The organism is Kitasatospora sp. NPDC051164 (assembly GCF_044455625.1).
In the GTDB taxonomy this organism is placed as follows: Bacteria; Actinomycetota; Actinomycetes; order Streptomycetales; family Streptomycetaceae; genus Kitasatospora.
In genome coordinates this window covers 347465-372883 of the sequence record NZ_JBITFB010000002.1, presented here as the reverse complement: position 1 = coordinate 372883, position 25419 = coordinate 347465, and the positions used below count along the sequence as shown (strand labels likewise).

Genomic DNA, 25419 nt, shown 5'->3' with positions numbered 1-25419 from the left:
CTTCGGTGTTCCTGCGGCGTCCGATCAGCCGCTGAACTCCTCCTGGCTGCGGTGCGCCTGCTCCAGCAGGGTCTGCACGCCGGTCAGCTCGGACTCCAGCTTGGCGACCCTGGAGGCGTTGCCGGCGGCGCGGGCCTTGTCCAGGTCGGCCTGGATCTTGTCGGCCTTGGCCTGGAAGAGGCCGACCATGCCGGCCGCGCGGGCCTTGGCCTCCGGGTTGGAGCGCTTCCAGTCGGCGTCCTCGGCCTCGCGGATGGCCCGCTCGACCGCGTTCAGCCGGCCGTCCAGCTTCGGACGGACCTCGCGCGGCACGTGCCCGATCGCCTCCCAGCGCTCGTTGACCTCGCGCAGCGCGGCCTTGGCGGCCTTCAGGTCGGTGATCGGCAGGATCGCCTCGGCCTCGTCGGCCAGCGCCTCCTTGAGCTTCTGGTTCTCCACCTGCTCGGCGTCCCGCTCGCTGAACACCGCGGAGCGGGCCTGGAAGAAGACGTCCTGCGCGCCGCGGAACCGCGCCCACAGCTCGTCCTCGATGTCCCGCTGGGCCCGGCCGGCGGACTTCCAGCGCGCCATCAGGTCGCGGTAGGAGGCCGCGGTGGTGCCCCAGTCCGTGGACGAGGACAGCGCCTCGGCCTCGGCGACCAGCGCCTCCTTGGTCTGCCGGGCCGTCTCGCGCTCGGCGTCCAGGGTGGCGAAGTGCGCCTTGCGGTGCTTGGAGAAGACCGAGCGGGCGTGCGAGAAGCGGTGCCACAGCTCGTCGTCGCTCTTGCGGTCCAGGCGCGGCAGGCCCTTCCAGGTGTCCACCAGGGCGCGCAGCCGGTCCCCGGCCTCCCGCCACTGGGTGGACTCGGCGAGCTGCTCGGCCTCGGAGACCAGGGCGTCCTTGGCCGCGCGGGCCTCGTCCTGGGCCTTGGCGCGGGCGGCCTTGCGCTCCTCGCGCCGGCTCTCGATCTCGCCGGCGAGCGTGTCCAGCCGCTTGGCCAGGGCGTCCAGGTCGCCGACCGCGTGCCCCTCGACGACCTGCGCGCGCAGGTGCTCCAGCGCGGTCTGGGCGTCCTTGGCGGCCAGGTCGGTGGTGCGCACCCGCTTCTCCAGCAGGCCGATCTCCACCTCGATGCCCTGGTACTTGCGCTCGAAGTAGGCGAGGGCCTCCTCGGGCGAGCCGGCCTGCCAGGAACCCACGACGCGTTCGCCGTCGGCCGTCCTGACGTAGACCGTGCCCTGCTCGTCCACACGGCCCCACGGGTCGCTGCTCATAGCGCGTCCTCCACATGACGTCGCGCCCGCGCCGGGGCGGCGCGCGTCCGTCGTCCACAGTTGATGTGCGGCGGACCGATGAGTCCGCCGTCCCCGTCCGCCGTGCCTTTCTGCCGAGGGTGACGGCCAGGCGGGTGCGGGCACCCTATACAACGCCAACATAGGCGACCAGGCCCGGTGCTGTCCGCATCCGGGCCGGGCGATTTCGGTCCGGGGCCGGGCGGGGGCGGCGCGGACGCCGGCGGCCGACGGCCCCGGAGCCTATCAACCCTTCGACACCGTAACGGAGTTGAAGGTCACGTCGGCCATCGGGTGGCCGTCCGGGGAGCCCTCCAGGGTGCCGGCGGCAGCGATCTTCTGCACCGCGTCCAGGCCGCCGCTGATCTTGCCGAAGGGGGTGTAGTTCGGCGGCAGCTTGGTGTCCTTGTAGACCAGGAAGAACTGGCTGCCGTTGGTACCCGGGCCGGAGTTGGCCATCGCCACGGTGCCCGCCGGGTAGGTCGCGCCGGCCAGGTTCTCGTCCGCGAACTTGTAGCCGGGGCCGCCCGTGCCGCCCGGGACGGTCGCGCTGGCGGTCGGGTCGCCGCACTGCAGCACGAAGATGCCGTCGGTGGTGAGGCGGTGGCACTTGGTGTGGTCGAAGTACTTCTCGCCGGCCAGGAAGGCGAAGGAGTTCACGGTGTGCGGGGCCTTGGCCGCGTCCAGCGCGATCGTCACCTTGCCGCAGTTGGTGTCCAGCGCCATGGTGTACGCGGCGCCCGGGTCGATCGACATGGCCGGCTCGGCCTGCCACTTCTTGCCGTTGGGGGCGCCCGGCGCCGGGTCGACGCAGCCCTCGACCGGCTTGCGGGTCGGGGTGGTCGGCTCGCCGGCCTGGGTCGGCGCGGCCTGCGGGGTGCTCGCGGCCGAGGTGCTCTTGTCCTTGTCGTCCGAGCTGAACGCGCCGGTGGCGATCAAGGTCCCGCCGCCGGCCAGGACCACGACGGCCAATGAGGAGCCCAGGATCGTGTTGCGGCGCCTACGCGCGGCCGCCGCCTCGACCCGGCGCTCCAACTGGCGCTCGTACTTCTCGCGGGCGAGCTGCCGCCGCCGCTGTTCGCTACTGACCACCGGCCGTGTCTCCTACGGATGTGCGGGGAAAAAGTGGATGGATTCCGGAGCGGATCATCGCATCCCTCGGCGGCCAAGTGTAGGGACCGGGCCCGTAAGGACGCGGTGAACCTGTCAGAAGGCCGCGTCCCGCCACCCCCATCTGGTTCGCAACCGGAGCCGTACCGCCGGTAGGCTGCCCGTACACCACTTGACTTCCATCCTCGTCGCCACCGACCGCATCACGAAGGACGCGCGTGTTCATCGCCGGATTCCCCGCTGGAGCCTGGGGCACCAACTGCTACCTGGTCGCTCCGGCGGCGGGCGAGGAGTGCGTCATCGTCGACCCCGGCCACCAGGCGGCTTCCGGCGTCGAGGAACTGATCCGCGAACACCGGCTCAAGCCCGTCGCCGTGCTGCTCACGCACGGCCACATCGATCACGTGGCCTCGGTGGTCCCGGTCTGCGGCGCCCGCGGCGTCCCGGCCTGGATCCACCCCGAGGACCGGTACATGATGTCCGACCCGGAGAAGGCGCTCGGCCGCTCCCTGGGCACCCAGCTGATGGGCGAGCTCACCGTCGGCGAGCCCGACGACGTGCGCGAGCTCACCGACGGCAGCGTGCTGGAGCTGGCCGGCCTGCATCTCACCGTGGACCACGCCCCGGGCCATACCGGGGGGTCGGTGACCTTCCGGACGCCCGGTGCCGAGGACCTCCCCCCGGTGCTGTTCTCGGGCGACCTGCTGTTCGCCGGCTCCATCGGGCGTACCGACCTCCCGGGCGGGGACAGCGAGGCGATCATGACCTCGCTGGCCCGGGTGTGCCTGCCCCTCGACGATTCCACCGTGGTCCTCTCCGGCCACGGCGGTCAGACCACCATCGGCCGCGAGCGCGCCACCAACCCCTACCTCCGACAGGCAGCGGGGGCGGTCGGCGCCCCGGCTTTCCCGCGACGAGGAATGTGACGGAAGAGAAGTTGAGCACCTTCACCGCCCCCAAGGGCACCTACGACCTGCTGCCCCCCAGCTCCGCGACCTTCCTGGCGATCCGCGAGCGCATCGCCGCGCCCGCCCGCCGGGCCGGCTACGGCTACGTCGAGACCCCGGTCTTCGAGGACGTGAAGTTGTTCTCCCGCGGCGTCGGCGAGTCCACCGACATCGTCACCAAGGAGATGTACAACCTCACCACCAAGGGTGGCGACGAGCTCGCGCTGCGCCCGGAGGGCACCGCCTCGGTGCTGCGCGCCGCGCTCCAGGCCAACCTGCACAAGCAGGGCAACCTGCCGGTCAAGCTCTGGTACTCCGGCTCGTACTACCGCTACGAGCGCGCCCAGAAGGGCCGCTACCGCCAGTTCTCCCAGGTCGGCGCGGAGGCGATCGGCGCCGAGGACCCGGCGTTGGACGCCGAGCTGATCATCCTCGCCGACGACGCCTTCCGCTCGCTGGGCCTGAGCGACTACTCGCTGCTGCTCAACAGCCTCGGCGACAAGCAGTGCCGCCCGGTCTACCGCGCCGCCCTGATCGAGTTCCTGGCCGGCCTGGACCTGGACGAGGACACCCGCCGCCGCGCCGAGATCAACCCGCTGCGCGTCCTCGACGACAAGCGCGAGTCGGTGCAGGCCCAGCTCACCGACGCCCCGAAGCTCCGCGACTACCTGTGCGAGGAGTGCAAGGCGTACGACGAGAAGGTCCGCGAGCTGCTCACCGCGGCCGGCGTGGCCTTCGTGGACGACCCGAAGCTGGTCCGCGGCCTGGACTACTACACCCGCACCACCTTCGAGTTCGTGCACAACGGCCTCGGCGCCCAGTCCGCGATCGGCGGCGGCGGCCGCTACGACGGCCTGTCCGAGATGATCGGCGGCCCGGCGCTGCCGTCCGTCGGCTGGGCCCTCGGCGTGGACCGCACCTTCCTCGCGCTGGAGGCCGAGGGCGTCACCCTCGACCTGCCCGCCGCCACCGCCGTGTACGCGGTCGCGCTCGGCGAGGAGGCCAAGAACATCCTGTTCGCCAAGGTGATCGAGCTGCGCCGGGCCGGCGTCGCCACCGACCTCGCCTTCGGCGTCAAGAGCATCAAGAACGCCATGAAGTCCGCCGACCGGTCCGGCGCCCGCTTCGCCCTGATCGCCGGGGACCGGGACCTCGCCGAGGGCGTCGTCCAGCTCAAGGACCTGAGCACCGGCGAGCAGACCCCCGTCGTCCTCGACGCACTCGTCACCACCCTGAAGGAGAAGCAGCTGTGATCCGCACGCACGACGCGGGCACGCTCCGCCCGGAGCACGCAGGCACCACCGTCACCCTGGCCGGCTGGGTCGCCCGCCGCCGCGACCACGGCGGCGTGGCCTTCATCGACCTGCGCGACGCCTCCGGCACCGTGCAGATCGTGGTCCGCGACCTCGACTCGGTGCACGGCCTGCGCGCCGAGTACTGCGTCAAGGTCGTCGGCGACGTCCGCGTCCGCCCCGAGGGCAACGAGAACCCCGACATCCCGACCGGTGCCGTCGAGGTCGTCGTCAGCGGGATCGAGGTGCTCTCCGAGGCCGCCCCGCTGCCCTTCCCGGTCGCCGAGTACGAGCCGGGCACGGTCAACGAGGAGGTCCGGCTGCGCTACCGCTACCTGGACCTGCGCCGTGAGGGCCCGGCCAAGGGCCTGCGGCTGCGCTCCAAGGTCAACAACATCATCCGCCGGGTGATGGAGGAGAACGACTACCTCGACATCGAGACGCCGTACCTCACCCGCTCGACCCCCGAGGGCGCCCGCGACTTCCTCGTCCCGGTCCGCCTGCAGCCCGGCCACTGGTACGCGCTGCCGCAGTCGCCCCAGCTGTTCAAGCAGCTGCTGATGGTGGCCGGCATGGAGCGCTACTACCAGATCGCCCGCTGCTTCCGCGACGAGGACTTCCGCGCCGACCGGCAGCCGGAGTTCACCCAGCTGGACATCGAGGCCTCCTTCGTCGACCAGGAGGACATCCTGGCCCTCGGCGAGAAGATCATCGGTGCCGTCTGGCGCGAGGTGCACGGCTACGAGATCCCGAACCCGCTGCCCCGGATGACCTACGCGGACGCCATGGGCCGCTACGGCTCCGACAAGCCGGACGTCCGCTTCGGCCAGGAACTCACCGACCTCACCGAGTACTTCAAGGGCACCGAGTTCCGCGTCTTCCAGGCCCCGTACGTCGGTGCCGTGGTTATGCCCGGCGGTGCCTCGCAGCCGCGCAAGCAGCTGGACGCCTGGCAGGACTGGGCCAAGGCGCGCGGCGCCAAGGGCCTGGCCTACGTGCTCATCGACGCCGAGACCGGCGAGCTGCGCGGCCCGGTCGCCAAGAACCTCTCCGAGGAGCACCTGGCCGGCCTCGCCGCCGCCGCGGGCGCCAAGAACGGCGACGCGGTCTTCTTCGCGGCCGGCAAGGAGCGCCCCTCGCAGGAGCTGCTCGGTGCCGCCCGTCTGGAGATCGGCCGCCGCTGCCAGCTGATCGACGAGTCGAAGTGGGCCTTCCTCTGGGTCGTCGACTTCCCGATGTTCGAGCCGATCGAGGACGACAAGGGCGCCTTCCTGGGCTGGCACGCGGTGCACCACCCGTTCACCGCCCCGACCGCGGAGTCGCTGGACACCTTCGACACCGACCCGGGCTCGGCGCTGTCCAACGCGTACGACCTGGTCCTCAACGGCTCGGAGCTGGGCGGCGGTTCGATCCGTATCCACCAGCGCGACGTGCAGAAGCGGGCGTTCGACGCGATCGGCCTCTCCGAGGAGGAGGCGGCCTCGCAGTTCGGCTTCCTGCTGGACGCCTTCAACTACGGCCCGCCGCCGCACGGTGGTGTCGCCTTCGGTCTGGACCGGATCGTCACCCTGCTCGGCGGGTACGACACCATCCGCGACGTCATCGCCTTCCCGAAGACGTCCACCGGTGGCGACCCGCTGACCGGCGCCCCGACCCCGATCACCCCGGCGCAGCGCCGCGAGGCCGGCGTGGACGCCCAGCCCAAGGTCCGCGAGGACGCCAAGTCCGAGGCTCAGCCGAAGTCCTGACGAAGCGTCATCCGCTAACCTGCAACGGCCCCGGACGGTCCACCCACCGTCCGGGGCCGGTCCACAACGACGTGTGACACAGGGAGGGTTGACTCATGCAGGTCACAGAAGTCACAGAAGTCACCACGAGAGTCGAGTGTCCGCAGGACGCCCCGGCGACCAGACGCGTCCACATGGCCGCGTTCCCCGGGCCGGACGAGGCGGACCTGGTGGACGCGCTGCGTCGCGATCCCGCCTGGCTGCCCGGGCTGTCCCTGGTCGCGGTCGACGAGACCGGACTGGTGATCGGCCACGCGCTGCTGACCCGGCTGTGGGTCGGGGACGGCGAGGCGCTGGCGCTCGCACCGGTCGCCGTGGCGCCCGAGTGGCAGCGCAGGGGCGTCGGCGAACTCGTCGTCCGGGCCGCGCTGTCGGCGGCCGAGGAGGCGGGGGAGAAGCTCGTGGTCGTCCTCGGCGATCCCGGGTACTACGGGCGGTTCGGCTTCGCGCCGGCCGGGCGGTACGAGGTCGCCGGCCCGTTCGAGGTGCCGGAGGCCTATTTCCAGACGCTGCCGCTGGCGGCGTACGACGGCGGCCCGCGCGGGCTCTGCCGCTACCCCGAGCCCTTCGTCGCGGTCTAGACCGCCGCTCCTGCGCCGTCGGCCCTGTTCCGTTCCGGCCTGCGAATCCGCCGTGCTGCGCCTACGGTGAGTGTGCATCAGCGTCGGTCGGACGGAGGAGCAGAGCGTGGCCGCGAAGCCGGAGCGACTGGCGAGGAAGCCGTACGAGCGGGAGCTGCTGCGGCTGCAGCACGAGCTGGTGAAGCTCCAGGAATGGGTGCGGGTCGAGGGCGCCCGGCTGGTGGTGGTCTTCGAAGGACGTGACGCCGCGGGCAAGGGCGGAGCGATCAAGCGGGTGACGGAGTACCTGAACCCGCGCATCGCCCGGGTCGCGGCGTTGCCCACGCCGACCGAGCGGCAGAAGAGCCAGTGGTACTTCCAGCGGTACGCCGAGCAGCTGCCGGCGGCCGGGGAGATCGTGCTGTTCGACCGGAGCTGGTACAACCGCGCCGGGGTCGAGCGGGTGATGGGCTTCTGCACCGACGAGGAGTACTGGCAGTTCCTGTACCACTGCCCGACCTTCGAGCGGATGCTGATCGAGGCGGGCATCCTGCTGCGCAAGTACTGGTTCTCGGTGAGCGACACCGAGCAGGAGCAGCGGTTCCGGGACCGACTGGAGGACCCGATGAAGCGCTGGAAGCTCTCCCCGATGGACATCGAGTCGATCACCCACTGGGAGGACTACTCGCGGGCCAAGGACGAGATGTTCATCCACACCGACATCCCCGAGTCGCCCTGGCACGTGGTGGAGAGCGACGACAAGCGCCGGGCCCGGATCAACATGATCGCCCACCTGGTCTCCAGCCTGCCGTACCACGAGATCAAGGCGCCGCAGATCGAGCTGCCGCCCCGCCCGGCCTCGCGCGGCTACCAGCGGCCCCCGCGCGACCTCCAGAAGTACGTTCCGGACTACGCTGCCAAACTGGACTGAAGACGGGGTTTCTCCGGACGCCGCATCCGAGAAACGGCCCCGCGTGGCGTCCGGGCGTCCTCAGGAGGCGCGCTCATGTTCGTTCGTACCGTCTATGCCACCGGGAACCCGGACCGGATCGAGCAGACCCTCGACGCGCTCCGCACCGAGGCCCTCGCACTGCTCTCCGGCCGGCCGGGCTACCGCGGCTACGGGCTGTTCGCCGACCGGGAGCTGGGCAAGATCGCCATGGGCTCCTGGTGGGAGTCCGCCCAGGCCGAGCGCGACAGCGACCGGGAACTGGGCGGCCGCCGCGCCGAGCTCCTGGCGACACTCGCGGGCACCGTGACCACCGACGTCTGGGAGGCCGTGGTGGTGGCCCCGCCCGGCGAGGCCGGACCGGGTGCCGGGTTCCGGCTGGTGCGGGTCGACGTCGACCCGGCCGGGGTGGACCGGCTGGCCGACGTCTTCCGGGAGCGCGCGCTGCCCACGCTGGAGAAGATGCCGGGATTCGTGACCGGCGCGCTGCTGGTCGACCGGACGACCGGCCACGGCTCGGTGGGCGCGGTCTTCGCGGACCGGGACAGCCTGGTGGCCTCCCGCGGACCGCAGGCCGACGCCCGGGCCCAGGCGATCGCCGTGGCCGGCGCCACCCTGCGGTCGGTGGAGGAGTTCGACGTCGTCCTGATGGACCGCCGTCCGCCGCAGCAGTGAGCGGTGAGCGTTGAGCGGTGGGCGGTGAGGAGCGGGCAGTGAGGAGTGTCGCAGCCCTCGCATAGGCTTCCGGTGTGGACGAACCGGACCTCTTCACCGCCGCCGCCGAGGAACGCCAGGCCAAGGAGCCCGGGCGGGCGCCCCTGGCCGTACGGATGCGCCCGCGCACCCTGGACGAGGTGGCCGGGCAGCGGCAGCTGCTGAAGCCCGGCTCGCCGCTGCGGCGGCTGGTCGCGGGCTCGCGCGGCCCGGCGGCCACCAGCTCGGTGATCCTCTGGGGGCCGCCCGGCACCGGGAAGACCACCCTGGCGCACGTGATCAGCCAGGCCGTCGAGGGGCGCTTCGTCGAGCTGTCCGCGATCACCGCCGGGGTCAAGGAGGTCCGGGCGGTGATCGACGGCGCCCGGCGGGCGGTCGGGATGTCCGGCCGGGAGACGGTGCTCTTCCTGGACGAGATCCACCGCTTCTCCAAGGCCCAGCAGGACTCGCTGCTGCCGGCCGTGGAGAACCGCTGGGTCACCCTGATCGCGGCGACCACCGAGAACCCGTACTTCTCGGTGATCTCCCCGCTGCTGTCCCGCTCGCTGCTGCTCACCCTGGAGTCGCTGACCGACGAGGACATCCGCGCGCTGCTGCGCCGCGCGGTGGCCGACGAGCGCGGCCTGGGGGGCACGCTGGAGCTGACCGAGGAGTCCGAGGACCACCTGGTGCGGCTGGCGGGCGGGGACGCCCGGCGGGCGCTCACCACGCTGGAGGCGGCGGCCGGGGCGGCGCTGGAGAAGGGTGAGTCCAGCATCACGCTGGCCACCACGGAGACGGCCGTCAACCAGGCCGCGGTGCGCTACGACAAGGACGGCGACCAGCACTACGACGTGGCGAGCGCGCTGATCAAGTCGATCCGGGGCAGCGACGTGGACGCCACCCTGCACTACCTGGCCCGGATGATCGAGGCGGGGGAGGACCCGCGGTTCATCGCCCGCCGGCTGATGATCTCGGCCAGCGAGGACATCGGCCTGGCCGATCCCACGGCACTGCAGACGGCGGTGGCGGCCGCGCAGGCGGTGGCGCTGATCGGTTTCCCGGAGGCGCGGATCATCCTCTCCCAGGCGGCGATCGCGCTGGCCCTGGCACCCAAGTCCAACGCGGCCTACCTGGCGATCGACGCGGCGCTGGCGGACGTCCGGCAGGGCCTGGCGGGCGCGGTCCCGGCTCACCTGCGGGACGCGCACTACGGCGGCGCGGGCAAGCTCGGCCACGGCCAGGGCTACCAGTACCCGCACGACCTGCCGGAGGGCATCGCCACCCAGCAGTACGCCCCGGACGCGGTGCACGGCAAGGAGTACTACCAGCCGACCCGGCGCGGCGGCGAGGCCCGCTACGCGGACGTCGTGGACTGGACCCGGGGGCGGCTGCGCGGGGAGCGCCGCAGCGAGAAGCAGACGGAGCGCAAGCCCGGGAAGTCGGCCGAGAAGGCAGTCGAGAAGGCGGCCGAGCAGACGCCCGGGGAAAAGGGCGAGTGATCGGCGGCTATACTCGATCGGAGTGCCATGTCTCGGGACGGCGGCGGGGGAGACCCCACCGACCGGCCGCACCAGCGGGACATCGGCGGTAGGCCCCTTCCGAGGGGCCCGCAGCAGGAGCGTCGCGCACCGTTTCGGTGTCGCGGGCGGCCCGGATTCCGGGCCGGTCCGTGTGACAAGCACTTTCGTGCCCGGCTCCGGAGAGCGGCTGATCCCATCGCGCAGGCGGCGGGGTTTTCTCCGGGTCGCGACGTGCGACCTCCGTCAACACCTGGTGAAGCCGTATTCGTAAGCAAGGAAGGTTTGGTTCATGGCGAACCAGAAGCGTCCCAAGGTCAAGATCGCGCGTGCGCTCGGCGTGCCGCTGACCCCGAAGTCCGTCAAGTACTTCGAGGCCCGCCCGTACCCGCCCGGCCAGCACGGCCGTGGTCGCAAGCAGAACTCGGACTACAAGGTCCGTCTGCTCGAGAAGCAGCGTCTGCGCGCTCAGTACGACCTGAGCGAGAAGCAGATGGCGCGCGCGTTCGACCGCGCGAAGAAGGCCGAGGGCAAGACCGGTGAGGCGCTCGTCGCCGACCTGGAGAGCCGTCTGGACTCCCTGGTCCTGCGTTCGGGCATCGCCCGCACCATCTACCAGGCCCGCCAGATGGTCGTCCACGGCCACATCGAGGTCAACGGCGGCAAGGTCAACAAGCCGTCGTTCCAGATGAAGCCGGGCTTCGTGGTCACCGTCCGCGAGCGCAGCAAGGAGAAGGTCCCCTTCCAGGTCGCCCGTGAGGGTGGCTACGCGGGTGAGGGCCAGACCCCGAAGTACCTCGAGGTCAACCTGAAGGCCCTGGCCTTCCGCCTGGACCGCGCGCCGCAGCGCAAGGAGGTCCCGGTTATCTGTGACGAGCAGCTCGTCGTCGAGTACTACTCGCGCTGACCCGCGAGCGGTTCCGCTCTTCGCAGGACCACAAGCGAGCCCCCGTCGCCTTTCGAGGCGGCGGGGGCTCGCCCCTTTTCCGGTGCCGGCCGTTCAGGCGCTCACCTTCCGGTGCTCGCCGCTCAGACGGCCTCGCCGGCCATCGCGGCGGCGAGCCGCAGGTGCGGGCGGGCCTCCGCGGCGCGGCCCTGGCGCTCCAGGGTGCGGCCGAGCATCATCCGGGCGTAGTCCTCGGTCGGGTCGGCGTCCAGGATCCGGAGCAACTCGGCCTCGGCGCGGCCGAGTTGGGCGGAGTGGTAGTAGCTGCGGGCGAGCAGCAGCCGGACGGAGAGGTTGGCCGGCTCCTCGGCCAGTACGCCCTCGAGCATGCGGGCGGCGTCGGTGTACGCCTTGGAGTCGAAGTAGAACGTCGCCATGCGGTACTCGTCGGCGGTGTTGTGGACGGCCATGGTGCTCCTTCCGGGTGGATCCTTGCCCCCTCAAGCAATGGACAAGTTTCAACTATTCCGGACCTCAGCCGTTGCGGACCGGCGAGGGAGCGGGAGCGGGCGGCACCGAGCAGGGACCCGGGCCCGGCTCCGGACCGTCCGCCGAGCCTCCGCCGCCGAGCGCCCGGGAGACGGCCTCGTCCAGGTCCAGCCGGGTGCCGGCCTCGTAGCACTCCTCGTACTCCTGCTCGGTCAGCCCGGCCCGGGCCCGCTCGGCGCACTCCTGGTGGGTGCCGAAGAAGTTCCGCGAGCCGAGGAACGGGGTCCCGACCGTGCGCCAGATCCGGTGCGCGGCACCCTGCAGCACCCGGGCCTCGCGCAGGTTGCCCGGCTCGCCCGGGCCGCTCGGCTCGGTCTCCAGCAGCGCCAGAAGGTCGATCCCCAGCACGATGCCGAGCAGGTCGTGGAAGCGGTGGTTCAGCCGCACGCACTCCCGGGCCAGCGCGCGGGCCGGCTGGACGGCGCCGTCCAGCCAGTGCGAGTAGGCCGTCGCGTACAGCACGTACGCGTACGCCCACTGCTCGCCGTGCTCCTCGCACAGCTCGCGGGCCTGGCCGAACCAGAGCTCGCCGCTGTCGAGGTCGCCCTGGAACAGGTAGGCCAGGCCGAGTTCCAGCATGGCCATCACCACGTTGCTGTTGAGCTCGCCGATGGTCCGGTAGTGCCAGAGCGCCTCCTCGAACAGCTCGGCGGCGCGGTCCGGGTCGTCGCCGATCAGGGCGGCGCAGCCCTGGCGGTGGACGGCGTAGGCGAGGGCCCGGTCGTCGCCGGTGTCCAGGGCCTGGCGGCGGCACTCCTCCAGGGCCGGACGGGCGACGGCCAGGTCGCCCTGGAGAGTGGCCATGTAGCCGGTCACCCAGAGCGCCTTGGCGCGGGCCTCGGTGGGTTCGCGGTCCAGGGCGAGCGCGCGGTCCAGCCAGTGCCGGCCCTCGCCGAGGTGGCCGCAGCCGACCCAGTAGAACCAGAGCGTGCCGGCCAGCAGCAGGGCGATCTGCTCCTCGCCGGGCTCGGCGAGGCAGAACTCCAGCGCCGCGCGGAGGTTGGTGTGGGCGAGTTCGGTGCGCTCGGCGGTCTCCGCCTGGCGGGGGCCGAACCACTCGACCTCGCCCCAGGTGGCGATGCCCAGGTACCAGTCGCGGTGGCGGCGCAGCAGCCGCTGCTCCTCGCCGGCGGCGCGCAGCCAGTGGCCGCCGTACTCGCGCAGGGTGTCCAGCAGGCGGAAGCGGACGCCGAAGCTGCTGTCCTCGCGCAGCACCACGGACTTGGCGACCAGCTCGTCGAGCAGGTCCAGGACGTCCTCGGGTTCGATGCCGTCGCCGGCGCAGACGTACTCGGCGGCCTCGAGGTCGAAACTGCCGGCGAAGACCGACAGGCGGGCCCAGAGTAAACGTTCCTGCACCGTGCAGAGCTCGTGACTCCAGCCGATCGTCGTGCGCAGTGTCTGGTGCCGCGGCAGGGCCGTCCGGGAGCCGCCGGTGAGCAGCCGGAAGCGGTCGTCCAGACGGGCGGTGATCTGCTCCACCGACAGCGCGCGCAGCCGTCCGGCCGCCAGCTCCACGGCCAGCGGGATGCCGTCCAGCCGTCGGCAGAGCAGACCGACCGCCTCGGTGTTGGCCTCGGTCACCTCGAAGGAGGGCAGCACCGCCTTGGCCCGGTCGGCGAACAGCCGCACCGCGTCCGGCAGCGCGCCGGGCGCCGGGGGGTCGCCGGGCGACGGGTCGACCGGCAGCGGCGTCAGGGTCAGCAGGTGCTCGCCGGAGGCCCGCAGGGCGGTGCGGCTGGTGGCCAGCACCCGCAGGCCGGGCAGCGCCCGCAGCAGGGCGTCCGCCAGCTCGGCGCAGGCCTCGACCAGGTGCTCGCAGCCGTCCAGCACCAGCAGCAGGCGCCGGCCTGCCAACCGCTCGGCCAGCACGTCCAGCGGCGGACGGGCGGTGCCGTCGGTCAGCCGCAGGGCCTCCAGCAGGGCGTGGCCGAGCAGCAGCGGGTCCTGCACCGGCGCGATGTCCACCAGCCAGGTGCCGTCCGGGAAGACGCCGTCCGCGCGGGCCGCCGCGCGCAGCGCCAGCCGGCTCTTGCCCACCCCGCCCGGGCCGGTCACCGTCACCAGCCGGGCGGCGGCCAGCAGGTCCGCCAGGTCGGCCAGTTCCCGCCGCCGCCCGACGAAGCCGGTCACCTCGGCCGGCAGCCGGCCGTGCTCCGGCTCGCGTGGCCCCGCCGCGGTCTCCCAGGGCTGTGCTGTCCAGTCGCCGGCCAAGCGCTGCTCCCCGTGTTCCAGGCCGGACCGCTCGCGGTCCGGACGTGCTCGGGCCGTCCGCGCGACGACCTGCCTGGCAGAACGAGGTGACCGGACGGTAGGTTACGCGCGCGGTTCGCACACCCGGTCGGGTCGCCCGCGCCGACCACCCGGTCCGGAAACCGGGCGTGGGCGCGATAGGGTTCCGTCTGGGAGAACAGCAAGGCGAGGGAGCGCGCAAAGGTGTCCGTGGGAGAGCTGGCCGGGTTGCTCGTCGCCGTGTTCTGGGCGGTCCTGGTCACCCTGCTCGCCGTGGTGCTCGTCCGCCTCTCACGCGTGCTGAAGGAGGCCGCCGTCCTGGTCTCCGCGGTCACCGAGCAGGCCGTGCCGCTGCTGACCGACGCGGGCGCCGCGGTGCGCAGCGCCAACGAGCAGCTGGAGCGGGTCGACGAGATCACCGCCAACGTGCAGGACGCGGCCGCCAACGCCAACGCGCTCTCCTCCACCGTGGCCGCCACCCTGGGCGGACCGCTGGTGAAGGTCGCGGCCTTCAGCTACGGCGTCCGCAAGGCTGTCTCCAAGCAGCAGGGCAGCCTGCCCTCCGTGCCGCTGCAGACCGGTGAGCGCGAGGAACTGGCCCGGCTGATCCGCGCCGAGGTGCGTGCCGCGACCGCGCCCAGGGGCGGCCTGCTCTCCAGGGTCCGGCGAGCGGTGAGGGGCTGACGGCATGGTGCGACGCATCTTCTGGATGGCGGTCGGCGCCGGCGCCACCGTCTGGGCCATGAACAAGGCCAACGAGGCCGTGCACCGGCTCACCCCGGACAGCCTCTCCGGCACGGCCGCGCGCGGTGCGCTGCACCTGGGCGACCTGGCCAAGCAGTTCGCCCAGGACGTGAAGGCCGGCATGGCCGAGCGCGAGGAGCAGCTGAAGGACGACCTCGGACTGCGCGGCACCGCCGTGGTGGAACCCCGGAGCGCGCGCCGCGTCCTGCGCGGCGAGCCGCAGTACCGAGCTATCTCGGCGGCGCCCGGCAGCCCGGCCGCCGCCCTGCCCCCCGCCCGCAGTGCCCGCACCACCCCCCATGCCACTGAAGAAACGCCCCGCCGCGCTCTGCCGCCGCGGGGCGGCACCCCGAACCGGAAGGACCACTAATGGAGTCGGCTGAGATCCGCCGCCGCTGGCTGCGCTTCTTCGAGGAGCGCGGCCACACCGTCGTTCCGTCGGCGTCCCTGGTCGCCGACGACCCCACCCTGCTGCTCGTCAACGCCGGCATGGTGCCGTTCAAGCCCTACTTCCTGGGCGAGGTCAAGCCGCAGTTCTCGCGCGCCACCAGCGTCCAGAAGTGCGTGCGCACCCTGGACATCGAGGAGGTCGGGAAGACCACCCGGCACGGCTCCTTCTTCCAGATGTGCGGCAACTTCTCCTTCGGCGACTACTTCAAGGAAGGAGCCATCAAGTTCGCGTGGGAGCTGCTCACCACTCCCGTCGCGGACGGCGGCTACGGCCTGGAGAAGGAGAAGCTCTGGATCACCGTCTACAAGGACGACGACGAGGCCGAGCAGATCTGGCGTGACGTCATCGGCGTCCCCTCCGAGCGGATCCAGCGCCTCGGCATGAAGGACAACTTCTGGTCGATGGGCGTCCCCGGCCCCTGCGGCCCGTGCTCGGAGATCAACTACGACCGCGGCCCCGCGTACGGCGAGGAGGGCGGCCCCGCCGTCAACGGCGAGCGCTACCTGGAGATCTGGAACCTGGTCTTCATGCAGTACGAGCGCGGCCACGGCGACGGGAAGGACGGCTTCGAGATCCTCGGCGACCTGCCGAGCAAGAACATCGACACCGGTCTCGGCCTGGAGCGCCTCGCCGCCATCCTGCAGGACGTCGACAACCTCTTCGAGATCGACACCAGCCGGATGATCCTCGACCGCGCCGCCGAGCTCACCGGCCACACCTACGGCGCCGACCACAAGTCGGACGTCTCGCTGCGCGTGGTCACCGACCACATCCGCACCGCGCTGATGCTGGTCGGCGACGGCGTCACCCCCGGCAACGAGGGCCGCGGCTACGTGCTGCGCCGCATCCTGCGCCGCGCCATCCGCAACATGCGTCTGCTGGGCGCCACCGAGCCGGTGGCCAAGGAGCTCATCGACGTCGCCATCAAGGCGATGGCCCCGCAGTACCCGGAGCTGGAGACCGACCGCAAGCGCGTCGAGACGGTCGTCGTCGGCGAGGAGGTGGCCTTCCTGCAGACCCTGAAGGCCGGCACCAACCTGCTGGACGTCGCGGTCACCGAGACCAAGCAGGCCGGCGGTGCGGTGCTCTCCGGCGAGCAGGCGTTCAAGCTGCACGACACCTACGGCTTCCCGATCGACCTGACCCTGGAGATGGCCGAGGAGCAGGGCCTCCAGGTGGACGAGGCCGGCTTCCGCCGCCTGATGCAGGAGCAGCGGGACCGCGCCAAGGCGGACGCCAAGGCCAAGAAGATGGGCCACGCCGACGTCGCCGCGTACCGCGAGGTCGCCGACAAGTCCGGCGCGAGCGTCTTCACCGGCTACGCCCTCACCGAGGGCGAGGCCTCCGTGGTCGGCCTGCTGGTGGACGGCGTTCCCTCGCCGGCCGCCTCCGAGGGCGACGAGGTCGAGATCATCCTCGACCGCACCCCGTTCTACGCCGAGGGCGGTGGCCAGCTCGCCGACCACGGCCGGATCCGGCTGGAGTCCGGCGCGGTGGTGGAGATCCGCGACGTGCAGCAGCCCGTCCCGGGCGTCATCGTGCACTCGGGTGGCGTGCTGTTCGGCGAGGTCGTGCTGGGCGCCTCGGCGTACGCCACGATCGACATCGAGCGCCGCCGGGCGATCGCCCGCGCCCACTCGGCCACCCACCTGACCCACCAGGCGCTGCGCGACGCGCTCGGCCCGACGGCCGCCCAGGCCGGCTCCGAGAACGCCCCCGGCCGCTTCCGCTTCGACTTCGGCTCGCCCGCCGCCGTCCCGGGCAGCGTGCTGGTCGACGTCGAGCAGAAGATCAACGACGTGCTGGGCCGCGAGCTCGACGTCACCGCCGAGGTCATGACGATGGACCAGGCCCGCAAGGCCGGTGCCATCGCGATGTTCGGCGAGAAGTACGGCGACGAGGTCCGGGTCGTCTCCATCGGCGACTTCTCCAAGGAGCTGTGCGGCGGTACCCACGTCGGCAACACCGCCCAGCTGGGCCTGGTGAAGCTGCTCGGCGAGTCCTCGATCGGCTCCGGCGTGCGCCGCGTGGAGGCGCTGGTCGGCGTCGACGCGTACAAGTTCCTGGCCCGTGAGCACACCGTGGTCTCCCAGCTCACCGAGCTGGTGAAGGGCCGCCCGGAGGAGCTGCCGGAGAAGATCTCGGGCATGCTCGCCAAGCTCAAGGACGCCGAGAAGGAGATCGAGCGCTTCCGCGCCGAGAAGGTGCTGGCCGCCGCGGCGGGCCTGGCCGACTCGGCCGAGGACGTGCACGGCATCGCCGTGGTCGCCGCGCAGGTCGCCGACGGCGTGGGTGCGGACGAGCTGCGCAAGCTGGTCCTGGACGTGCGCGGCCGCCTCGGCGCGCGCCCGGCCGTGGTCGCCGCCTTTACCGTGGCGAACGACCGCCCGCTGACCGTGATCGCCACCAACGAGGACGCCCGCGGCCGTGGCATCAAGGCCGGCGAGCTGGTCCGGACCGCCGCCAAGACCCTCGGCGGCGGTGGTGGCGGCAAGGACGACGTCGCCCAGGGCGGCGGCTCCAACCCGGCCGCGGTCGGCGAGGCCATCGCCGCGGTGCGCGGCCTGGTCGCGGAGCGCGCCAGCTGATGGAGCACGAGGAGAGGCCCTTCCGGCGTGGGCGGCGGATCGCCGTCGATGTCGGTGACGCCCGGATCGGGGTCGCGTCCTGCGACCCCGACGGGGTGCTCGCCACGCCCGTGGAGACCGTCCCGGCCGGCGTGAAGTCGCAGGCCAGGATCGCCGCCATCGTCGAGGAGTACGACGCGATGGAGGTGATCGTCGGGCTGCCGCGCTCGCTGAGCGGCAAGGAGGGCCCGGCGGCGGAGAAGGTCCGCGCCTACGCGGCGCGGCTGGCCAACCGGCTCTACCCGGTGCCGGTGCGGCTGGTGGACGAGCGGATGTCGACCGTCACCGCGACCCACGGGCTGCGCGCCTCGGGCGTCAAGGCGAAGAAGGGTCGCTCGGTGGTCGACCAGGCCGCCGCGGTGGTGATCCTGCAGACCGCCCTTGAGTCCGAACGGGTGAGCGGACGCCCGCCCGGTGAGAGCGTCGAGGCGCTCGGCTGAGGAGCCTGATCTAACGTCCCGGTTGAGGGGTCCGTGCGGACGCGTTCGCACGGACCTCTTTTCGTTCGTTTCCGATTCCGTTTTGGATCGATTTGAGATCGATCCGGATCGATCTGGGACCGTTGAGGGGCGCGAGCCATGACCGACCAGGACTTCCACCCCGGGCTCACACCCGGACACCTGGGTGCGCCGGTACTGGAGCCGGAGGGCCGTCCGCCGTCCGCGCCCCGTCCGCGCTTCGATGCGCCGGATCCGCACCGACGGCGTAACGGACTGGCCTGCGGGCTCACCGCGCTCGCGCTGATCGCGGTGTTCGGCGGCATCGGGCTGACCGGATACACCTGGCTCCAGTCACAGCGCAAGCCCCCGGCCGCCGCCGACTTCGCGGGGCAGGGCACCGGCAGCGTCCAGGTCTCCGTGCCGGAGGGCGCCGGCCTGTCCCAGATCGCGTCCGCGCTGGTCCGCAACGGCGTGGTGGCCAGCTCGCTCGCCTTCACCCGGGCCGCGAAGGGCAGCGCGGCGGCCGCCGGACGGATCCAGCCCGGCACGTACACGCTGAAGCAGAAGATGTCCGCCGTCGCGGCGCTGGCCATCCTGATCGACCCGGCCAACGCCAACGGCCTCACCATCCCCGAGGGCTGGCGCGGCTACCAGATCTACGCCGCCATCGACAAGAAGCTCGGCCTGCCCGACGGCACCACCCAGCGCACCGCCCAGGACCAGGGCGCCGAACTGGGCCTGCCCGACTTCACCAACGGCAGCCCCGAGGGCTACCTGTTCCCGGCGACGTACAGCGTCACCGACGGGACCACCGCGATCGACCTGCTGAAGCAGATGGTGGAGCGGGCCGGCAAGGAGTTCACCCGCGACGACGCCAACGTCGTCGCGCAGAACCTCGGGCAGAGCGTCTACGGGCTGGTCACCGTGGCCAGCATGGTGCAGGGCGAGGCCGACAACACCGAGGACATGGGCAAGGTGGCCCGGGTGATCTACAACCGGCTGGCCAAGCACATGCCGCTGCAGCTGGACTCCACGATCAACTACGCGCTCGGCCGATCGACCCTGAACACGACGGTCACCGAGACCAAACTGGACTCCCCGTACAACACCTACCTGCACCCCGGGCTGCCGCCGACACCGATCTCCAACCCGGGGCGGCAGGCGATCATGGCGGCGCTGGACCCGACACCGGGGGACTGGCTGTACTTCGTCACCGTGAAGCCCGGCGACACCCGGTTCACCGACAACTTCGACGTGCAGCAGCGCAACGTGGCGGAGTTCAACGCCAACCGGGCGGCGAAGCCGAGCGCCTCGGCTTCCACTTCGCCGGCCGCCTCGGGTTCCGCCTCGGGTCCCGCGTCGGCTCCTGGCTCCGCGTCCGCGCCCGGTCCGGCGCCCGGGGCCGGTTCCGGTTCGGGTGCGGCGACTCCGTGACGGTGTTGTGTGCCGTCCGTGAGGTCGCCCACTGACGGTGCGTCCGCCCGGGCGGGGGCAAGGCTGCGGTACGGTAACGTCTCCCTCCAGGCGCTGCACTAGCACGCCGGTTCGAGAATCAGCCGGGACGGCGTCGTCCCGGACGGCCGGTCCGATCCGCCGGCCGTCACCGTCGGTTAAGGGGATCAATGACCGATCTGGGTGGGGGCTACGCCCCCCAGGGCGAGCCGTGGCACCCCGGTGATCCCGGGTACGACGGCCGGCAGCCGGTCCCCGGCCAGCAGGACGGCCAGTGGCAGCAGCAGTACCCGCAGCAGGGCCAGCAGGGCCAGCAGGTTCAGCAAGGCCAGCAGGTCCAGCAGCCGTACGGGAACGTGCAGCAGGGGTACCCCCAGCAGCAGATGTCCCAGCAGGGCTACCCCCAGCAGCAGATGCAGCAGCAGGGGTACCAGCAGCAGGGGTTCCCGGGCACCCAGCAGGGATATCCGCAGCAGCAGATGCCGCAGGGCCACCAGCAGCAGATGCAGCAGCAGGGCTACCAGCAGCAGATGCCCCCGCAGCAGATGCCGCAGGGTTACCCGCAGCAGCAGATGCCGCAGGGCTACCAGCAGCAGATGCAGCAGCAGGGCTACCAGCAGCAGGGGTTGCCGGGCACCCAGCAACAGCCCGGCGCGCAGGAGCAGGCGGTGCCGCAGCAGCAGATGGCCCAGCAGCAGCAGGCCCGGCCGCAGGCGGCGCCGGCACCCGCGCCCGCTTCGGGCCCCGGGCCGGACGGCATCGACTGGGAGGCCGAGGCCGCCGCGCTGGAGTCCGGCGCCGACCTGGTCGGCGGCGCGCGCGAAGCCGGGACCGGCGAGTGGGACGGCCAGGAGGACGGCCACCATGAGGACGACGGGTACCCGGACCAGGAGGCCGAGCACCCCGAGGGCGGCTTCCTCGGTGAGCAGGACGAGTCCCGCGAGGCGAAGAAGAAGCGCAAGGAGAAGGGCAAGAAGTCCGGGCGCCGCAACGGTGGCGCGTGCCTGCTGGTCGCGGTGGTGCTGCTCGGCGCCATGGGCGGGGCCGGCTGGTGGGGCTACGGCTTCTACCAGGACCACTTCGGCCCGCCGCCGGATTTCACCGGCGAGGGCACCGGCTCCGTCCAGTTCGAGGTCAAGAAGGACGCGGTCGCCGGACAGATCGGCCTGGCGCTGAAGAACGCCGGCGTGGTCAAGAGCGTCGACGCGTACACCAAGGCCTGCAACGCCGAGCCCAAGTGCACCACGGTCCAGCCGGGCTTCTACGGTCTGAAGAAGGAGATGCCGGCCGCCGACGCGCTCAAGGAGCTGCTCGCCCAGGCGGGCGGCGCGGCGATCGTGATCCCGGAGGGCAAGAACTCCTCCGAGATCTACGCCAAGATCGACGACAAGCTGAAGCTCCAGAATGGCACCACGGCGGGCGTCGCCAAGGCCCAGCTCAACGACCTCGGCCTGCCGGCGTATGCGAACGGCAACATCGAGGGCTTCCTCTGGCCGACCCGCTACAACATCGCCGACGGCATGAAGCCGGAGGACCTGCTCAAGCAGATGGTGAAGAACGCCGTCGACAAGTACGCGAACCTGGACGGCCAGGCCGCCTCGGTGGGCCTCAAGAACGGCTACGAGGTGATCATCGAGGCGAGCATCCTGCAGCGCGAGGGCAACAACGTGGGGGACTTCGCCAAGATGGCGAAGACCATCCAGAACCGGCTCGCCAACGAGCCCGAGACGCACCACCGTCTCGGCATGGACACCACGCTCCAGTACTCGCTGGGCCGCAAGGACCTCACCAAGAAGGACATGGACGACGCGTCCAACAAGTACAACACCTACATCAACCCGGGCCTGCCGCCGACGCCGATCTCCAACCCCGGCGACGACGCCATAAGCGCGGTGCTCCACCCGGCGGACGGCAAGTGGCTGTACTTCATCGCGATGGACCCGCAGCACACCAGGTTCGCCGAGACGAGCAAGGAGCACTACGCCAACGTCAAGGAGTACTGCCAGGCGGCCGGGCAGGGCTTCGACGAGGCGCGCGGCCATTGCACCACCAAGTAGCCCTGGCCGTAAGGCAGTCCATGGAGAGGCAGCGTTGACCAGCAAGCACCGGGCGGCCGTCCTCGGCTCGCCGATCGCCCACTCGCTCTCGCCGGACCTGCACCGGGCCGCCTTCGCGGCGCTCGAGCTGGACGGCTGGCGCTACGACCGCTTCGAGGTCGACGAGGCCGCGCTGCCCGGCTTCCTCGCCGGGCTGGACGAGGCCGAGTGGGCCGGGCTGTCGCTCACCATGCCGTTGAAGCGGGCGGTCATCCCGCTCCTCGACGAGGTCAGCGCGACGGCCCGCTCGGTGGACGCCGTCAACACCGTGGTGTTCACCGCCGACGGCCGCCGGACCGGGGACAACACCGACATTCCCGGGCTGGTCAACGCGCTGCGCGAGCGCGGGATCACCGACGTGCCCGGCGCCGCCGTCCTGGGCGCCGGGGCCACCGCCTCCTCGGCGCTGGCGGCGCTCGCCCGGATCTGCACCGGCGAGGTGACGGTCTACGTGCGCAGCGCCGAGCGGGCCCGGGAGATGGCCGAGCTGGGCGAGCGACTGGGCCTGGTCGTGCGCACCGCCGACTGGGAGCGCGGGGCCGAGGCGCTGACACAGCCGCTGACCGTCTCCACCACGCCGGTCGGTGCGACCGACGCCTTCGCCGGTTCGCTGCCCGCCGCGCCGGGGGCGCTGTTCGACGTGCTGTACCACCCGTGGCCGACGGCGCTGGCCGCCGCCTGTGCCGAGCGTGGGTCGACCGTCCTGGGCGGGCTGGACCTGCTGGTGCACCAGGCGGTGCTGCAGAGCGAGGCCTTCACCGGGCGGACGCCCGGGCCGCTGGCGGCGATGCGCGAGGCGGGGGAGAAAGCGCTCACCGGGCACTGAGCCGGGGCCTCCGGCTGCCCGTCGGCGGTCTCCTCGTCGCCTCCCCGCGGTCTCCCGGCCGGATCGTGACCGGTTGCCGTCCGTCACGCGGACTGCGCCCCCGGGCGCCGCCGGCTCATGAAAGGATTCAGGCAGAAGGCACGCTCGGGCGGGCCCCGGCGGTGCCGTGGGCCGGTCCGCTGATGAAGGAGCTCCGTTGGGTACGTTGCGCTGGCTGACGGCGGGGGAGTCGCACGGCCCCGCACTCGTCGCGACGCTGGAAGGCCTGCCCGCCGGTGTACCGGTCACCACCGCCGTGGTGGCCGACGCGCTGGCGCGCCGTCGGCTCGGTTACGGCCGCGGGGCGCGGATGAAGTTCGAGCAGGACGAGGTGACCTTCCTCGGCGGTGTCCGGCACGGCCTGACCATGGGCAGCCCGGTCGCGATCATGGTCGGCAACACCGAGTGGCCGAAGTGGGAGCAGGTCATGTCGGCCGACCCGGTCGACCCCGAGGTGCTGGCGGGCCTGGCCCGCAACGAGGCGCTCACCCGCCCCCGGCCCGGCCACGCCGATCTGGCCGGCATGCAGAAGTACTCGATCGACGAGGCCCGGCCGATCCTGGAGCGCGCCAGCGCCCGCGAGACGGCCGCCCGGGTCGCGCTGGGCGCCGTCGCCCGCTCGTACCTCCGCGAGGTGGCCGGGATCGAGATCGTCAGCCACGTGGTCGAGCTGGCCGCCGCCAAGGCGCCGGCCGGCGTGCTGCCGCAGCCCTCGGACGAGGCCAAGCTGGACGCCGACCCGGTGCGCTGCCTGGACGCGGACGCCTCGAAGGCGATGGTCGCCGAGATCGACCAGGCCCACAAGGACGGCGACACCCTCGGTGGCGTGGTCGAGGTGCTGGCGTACGGCGTGCCGGTGGGCCTCGGCTCGCACGTGCACTGGGACCGCCGCCTGGACGCGCGGCTGGCCGCCGCGCTGATGGGCATCCAGGCGATCAAGGGCGTCGAGGTCGGCGACGGCTTCGACCTGGCCCGGGTGCCGGGCTCCAAGGCGCACGACGAGATCGTCCCGACCCCCGAGGGCGTCAAGCGCACCTCCGACCGCTCCGGCGGCACCGAGGGCGGCCTGTCCACCGGCGAGGTGCTGCGGGTGCGCGCCGCGATGAAGCCGATCGCCACCGTGCCGCGGGCGCTGCAGACCCTGGACGTGCGCACCGGCGAGCCGGCCAAGGCGCACCACCAGCGCTCGGACGTCTGCGCCGTGCCGGCCGCGGGCATCGTCGCCGAGGCGATGGTCGCCCTGGTGCTGGCCGACGCCGTCAACGAGAAGTTCGGCGGCGACAACGTCACCGAGACCCGCCGCAACGTGCAGGGCTACCTCGACCACCTGATCATCCGATGACCTCTCCTGTTGTGGTGCTGGTCGGCCCGCCCGGCAGTGGCAAGTCCACCGTCGGGCGGGCCCTGGCCGAGCGCCTGGGCCTCGGCTTCCGGGACACCGACGCCGACATCGAGGCGACGGCCGGCAAGCCCATCCCGGAGATCTTCATCGACGAGGGCGAGCCGCACTTCCGCGCGCTGGAGGTCGCGGCCGTGCGCGCCGCCGCCACCGGACACGACGGGGTGCTGGCGCTCGGCGGCGGCGCGGTGATGGCCGAGGCCACCCGTGAGCTGCTGCGCGAGCTGCCGGTCGTCCTCCTCGAGGTCCCCCTGGCCGACGCGGTCAAGCGGGTCGGCCTGGACGCCCCGCGCCCGCTGCTGGCCGTCAACCCGCGGGCCCGCTGGCGCGAGCTGATGGACGCCCGCCGCCCCCTCTACCTGGAGGTGGCCACCGCCGTCGTCGACACCGCCGGGCGCACCCCCGAGCAGGTCGCGGACGCCGTACTGGAAGCACTGGAGCTGAAGACCCCCCATGACTGACACCACCGTCAGGATCCACGTCGGCGGCAGCGCCGGCCACGACCCGTACGACGTGCTGATCGGGCACCAGCTGCTCGGCGAGCTGGCGCCGCTGATCGGCACCCGGGCCAAGCGGGTCGCGATCATCCACCCGGAGGCGCTGGAGGCCACCGCCGACGCCATCCGCGAGGACCTGCTCGGCGAGGGCTACGAGGCGATCGCGCTGCAGGTGCCCAACGCCGAGGACGCCAAGAGCGCCGAGGTCGCCGCGTACTGCTGGTCGGTGCTCGGACAGACCGGGTTCACCCGCAGCGACGTCATCGTCGGCCTCGGTGGCGGCGCCACCACCGACCTGGCCGGCTTCGTCGCCGCCACCTGGCTGCGCGGGGTGCGCTGGATCGCCATGCCCACCACGCTGCTCGGCATGGTCGACGCGGCCGTCGGCGGCAAGACCGGCATCAACATCGCCGAAGGCAAGAACATGGTCGGCGCCTTCCACCCGCCGGTGGGCGTGCTGGCCGACCTCGGCACCCTGGAGACCGTGCCCAAGCACGACTACGTCTCCGGCCTCGCCGAGGTCATCAAGTGCGGCTTCATCGCCGACCCGGCCATCCTCGACCTGATCGAGGCCGACCCCGAGGGCGCCAAGACCCCGGCCGGGGCGCACACCGTCGAGCTGATCCGCCGCGCCATCCAGGTCAAGGCCGACGTGGTCTCCGGGGACCTCAAGGAAGCCGGGCGGCGCGAGATCCTCAACTACGGCCACACCCTCGGCCACGCCATCGAGCGCAACGAGCGGTACAAGTGGCGGCACGGCGCCGCGATCTCCATCGGCATGGTCTACGCCGCCGAACTCGGCCGCCTGGCCGGCCGGTTGGACGACGAGACGGCCGACCGGCACCGCACCGTGCTGGCCTCGGTCGGCCTCCCGCTGAGCTACCGCGCGGACGCCTGGCCGAAGCTGCTGGACGCGATGAAGATCGACAAGAAGTCGCGCGGCGACCTGATCCGCTTCATCGTCCTGGACGGCCTCGGCAAGACCTCCGTGCTGGAGGGCCCCGACCCGTCCCTGCTGGTCGCCGCCTACGCGGAGGTCTCGGCGTGACCC

Annotated in this window: 22 protein-coding genes; 18 read left to right on the top strand and 4 right to left on the bottom strand. The window is 72.1% G+C overall.

What is annotated here, in order from left to right; translation table 11 throughout:
• Nucleotides 1-24 precede the first annotated feature (24 nt).
• Nucleotides 25-1254 carry a DUF349 domain-containing protein gene (locus ACIBEC_RS04215; RefSeq protein WP_360498475.1) on the bottom strand — a complete coding sequence of 410 codons (1230 nt, stop codon included), beginning with the start codon at nucleotides 1252-1254 and terminating at the stop codon, nucleotides 25-27.
• 264 nt (nucleotides 1255-1518) lie between these two features.
• A complete protein-coding gene (locus ACIBEC_RS04210) occupies nucleotides 1519-2364 on the bottom strand; it encodes a peptidylprolyl isomerase (protein ID WP_360498477.1) in 846 nt (281 codons plus the stop codon).
• Between the two features lie 236 nt (nucleotides 2365-2600).
• On the opposite strand from ACIBEC_RS04210, the gene ACIBEC_RS04205 reads away from it, so the two are divergent.
• The 8 genes from ACIBEC_RS04205 (at nucleotide 2601) to rpsD (ending at nucleotide 11037) form a co-directional block, all read left to right on the top strand.
• A complete protein-coding gene (locus tag ACIBEC_RS04205) occupies nucleotides 2601-3308 on the top strand; it encodes an MBL fold metallo-hydrolase (protein ID WP_360498479.1) in 708 nt (235 codons plus the stop codon).
• An 11-nt stretch (nucleotides 3309-3319) separates the two neighbouring features.
• Nucleotides 3320-4582: a histidine--tRNA ligase gene (gene hisS, locus ACIBEC_RS04200; RefSeq protein WP_360498481.1), complete on the top strand. Its 1263-nt coding sequence runs from the start codon at nucleotides 3320-3322 to the stop codon at nucleotides 4580-4582.
• On the top strand, nucleotides 4579-6369 hold the full coding sequence (gene aspS, locus ACIBEC_RS04195; RefSeq protein ID WP_360498483.1) for an aspartate--tRNA ligase: 1791 nt from the start codon (nucleotides 4579-4581) through the stop codon (nucleotides 6367-6369). The genes hisS and aspS overlap by 4 nt, the downstream gene beginning before the upstream one ends.
• A gap of 95 nt (nucleotides 6370-6464) precedes the next feature.
• Nucleotides 6465-6989 carry a GNAT family N-acetyltransferase gene (locus ACIBEC_RS04190; protein ID WP_396287726.1) on the top strand — a complete coding sequence of 175 codons (525 nt, stop codon included), beginning with the start codon at nucleotides 6465-6467 and terminating at the stop codon, nucleotides 6987-6989.
• Between the two features lie 106 nt (nucleotides 6990-7095).
• Nucleotides 7096-7899, top strand: coding sequence for a polyphosphate kinase 2 (gene ppk2 / locus ACIBEC_RS04185; protein ID WP_360498487.1), 804 nt, complete (start codon nucleotides 7096-7098; stop codon nucleotides 7897-7899).
• 75 nt (nucleotides 7900-7974) lie between these two features.
• Nucleotides 7975-8592 (top strand): antibiotic biosynthesis monooxygenase, encoded by a 618-nt coding sequence (locus ACIBEC_RS04180; protein WP_360498489.1) that lies wholly within the window; start codon nucleotides 7975-7977, stop codon nucleotides 8590-8592.
• Nucleotides 8593-8666: 74 nt separating this feature from the next.
• On the top strand, nucleotides 8667-10112 hold the full coding sequence (locus tag ACIBEC_RS04175) for a replication-associated recombination protein A (RefSeq protein ID WP_360498491.1): 1446 nt from the start codon (nucleotides 8667-8669) through the stop codon (nucleotides 10110-10112).
• A gap of 310 nt (nucleotides 10113-10422) precedes the next feature.
• Nucleotides 10423-11037 carry a 30S ribosomal protein S4 gene (rpsD, locus tag ACIBEC_RS04170; RefSeq protein WP_360498493.1) on the top strand — a complete coding sequence of 205 codons (615 nt, stop codon included), beginning with the start codon at nucleotides 10423-10425 and terminating at the stop codon, nucleotides 11035-11037.
• Nucleotides 11038-11159: 122 nt separating this feature from the next.
• Here rpsD and ACIBEC_RS04165 read toward each other — a convergent pair whose 3' ends face one another.
• Both ACIBEC_RS04165 and ACIBEC_RS04160 read right to left on the bottom strand, forming a co-directional pair.
• A complete protein-coding gene (locus tag ACIBEC_RS04165) occupies nucleotides 11160-11486 on the bottom strand; it encodes a tetratricopeptide repeat protein (protein WP_360498495.1) in 327 nt (108 codons plus the stop codon).
• A gap of 64 nt (nucleotides 11487-11550) precedes the next feature.
• Nucleotides 11551-13779 carry a regulator gene (locus tag ACIBEC_RS04160; protein ID WP_360498497.1) on the bottom strand — a complete coding sequence of 743 codons (2229 nt, stop codon included), beginning with the start codon at nucleotides 13777-13779 and terminating at the stop codon, nucleotides 11551-11553.
• Between the two features lie 222 nt (nucleotides 13780-14001).
• Between ACIBEC_RS04160 and ACIBEC_RS04155 the strand changes: the two genes are divergently transcribed.
• From ACIBEC_RS04155 to aroB, 10 genes are all read left to right on the top strand, one after another.
• The gene (locus ACIBEC_RS04155; protein ID WP_360498499.1) at nucleotides 14002-14481 is read left to right on the top strand and encodes a DUF948 domain-containing protein; all 480 of its coding nucleotides are present in this window, start codon (nucleotides 14002-14004) and stop codon (nucleotides 14479-14481) included.
• A 4-nt stretch (nucleotides 14482-14485) separates the two neighbouring features.
• Nucleotides 14486-14911, top strand: coding sequence for a DUF6167 family protein (locus ACIBEC_RS04150; protein ID WP_360498501.1), 426 nt, complete (start codon nucleotides 14486-14488; stop codon nucleotides 14909-14911).
• Nucleotides 14911-17580 carry an alanine--tRNA ligase gene (gene alaS, locus ACIBEC_RS04145; RefSeq protein ID WP_360498503.1) on the top strand — a complete coding sequence of 890 codons (2670 nt, stop codon included), beginning with the start codon at nucleotides 14911-14913 and terminating at the stop codon, nucleotides 17578-17580. The genes ACIBEC_RS04150 and alaS overlap by 1 nt, the downstream gene beginning before the upstream one ends.
• On the top strand, nucleotides 17580-18059 hold the full coding sequence (gene ruvX, locus ACIBEC_RS04140; protein WP_360498505.1) for a Holliday junction resolvase RuvX: 480 nt from the start codon (nucleotides 17580-17582) through the stop codon (nucleotides 18057-18059). Before alaS ends, ruvX begins: the two co-directional genes overlap by 1 nt.
• 138 nt (nucleotides 18060-18197) lie before the next feature.
• Nucleotides 18198-19493: an endolytic transglycosylase MltG gene (mltG, locus tag ACIBEC_RS04135; RefSeq protein WP_360498507.1), complete on the top strand. Its 1296-nt coding sequence runs from the start codon at nucleotides 18198-18200 to the stop codon at nucleotides 19491-19493.
• A gap of 188 nt (nucleotides 19494-19681) precedes the next feature.
• Entirely contained in the window at nucleotides 19682-21568 is a 1887-nt protein-coding gene (gene mltG / locus ACIBEC_RS04130) for an endolytic transglycosylase MltG (RefSeq protein ID WP_360498509.1), read from the top strand.
• A 34-nt stretch (nucleotides 21569-21602) separates the two neighbouring features.
• Nucleotides 21603-22433 (top strand): shikimate dehydrogenase, encoded by an 831-nt coding sequence (locus ACIBEC_RS04125; protein ID WP_360498511.1) that lies wholly within the window; start codon nucleotides 21603-21605, stop codon nucleotides 22431-22433.
• 196 nt (nucleotides 22434-22629) lie between these two features.
• Nucleotides 22630-23814: a chorismate synthase gene (gene aroC, locus ACIBEC_RS04120; protein WP_360498513.1), complete on the top strand. Its 1185-nt coding sequence runs from the start codon at nucleotides 22630-22632 to the stop codon at nucleotides 23812-23814.
• The gene (locus tag ACIBEC_RS04115; RefSeq protein ID WP_360498515.1) at nucleotides 23811-24332 is read left to right on the top strand and encodes a shikimate kinase; all 522 of its coding nucleotides are present in this window, start codon (nucleotides 23811-23813) and stop codon (nucleotides 24330-24332) included. Before aroC ends, ACIBEC_RS04115 begins: the two co-directional genes overlap by 4 nt.
• Entirely contained in the window at nucleotides 24325-25416 is a 1092-nt protein-coding gene (aroB, locus tag ACIBEC_RS04110) for a 3-dehydroquinate synthase (protein WP_360498517.1), read from the top strand. Before ACIBEC_RS04115 ends, aroB begins: the two co-directional genes overlap by 8 nt.
• Nucleotides 25417-25419: the final 3 nt, after the last annotated feature.

Bases quoted from the DNA above. Each gene is read 5' to 3' on its own strand.
- ACIBEC_RS04150 (WP_360498501.1), top strand. From the start codon at position 14,486: ATGGTGCGACGCATCTTCTGGATGGCGGTCGGCGCCGGCGCCACCGTC.
- alaS (WP_360498503.1), top strand. From the start codon at position 14,911: ATGGAGTCGGCTGAGATCCGCCGCCGCTGGCTGCGCTTCTTCGAGGAG.
- ACIBEC_RS04115 (WP_360498515.1), top strand. From the start codon at position 23,811: ATGACCTCTCCTGTTGTGGTGCTGGTCGGCCCGCCCGGCAGTGGCAAG.
- ACIBEC_RS04215 (WP_360498475.1), bottom strand. From the start codon at position 1,254: ATGAGCAGCGACCCGTGGGGCCGTGTGGACGAGCAGGGCACGGTCTAC.
- mltG (WP_360498509.1), top strand. From the start codon at position 19,682: ATGACCGATCTGGGTGGGGGCTACGCCCCCCAGGGCGAGCCGTGGCAC.
- ruvX (WP_360498505.1), top strand. From the start codon at position 17,580: ATGGAGCACGAGGAGAGGCCCTTCCGGCGTGGGCGGCGGATCGCCGTC.
- ACIBEC_RS04180 (WP_360498489.1), top strand. From the start codon at position 7,975: ATGTTCGTTCGTACCGTCTATGCCACCGGGAACCCGGACCGGATCGAG.
- rpsD (WP_360498493.1), top strand. From the start codon at position 10,423: ATGGCGAACCAGAAGCGTCCCAAGGTCAAGATCGCGCGTGCGCTCGGC.
- ACIBEC_RS04165 (WP_360498495.1), bottom strand. From the start codon at position 11,486: ATGGCCGTCCACAACACCGCCGACGAGTACCGCATGGCGACGTTCTAC.
- mltG (WP_360498507.1), top strand. From the start codon at position 18,198: ATGACCGACCAGGACTTCCACCCCGGGCTCACACCCGGACACCTGGGT.
- ACIBEC_RS04190 (WP_396287726.1), top strand. From the start codon at position 6,465: ATGCAGGTCACAGAAGTCACAGAAGTCACCACGAGAGTCGAGTGTCCG.
- aroB (WP_360498517.1), top strand. From the start codon at position 24,325: ATGACTGACACCACCGTCAGGATCCACGTCGGCGGCAGCGCCGGCCAC.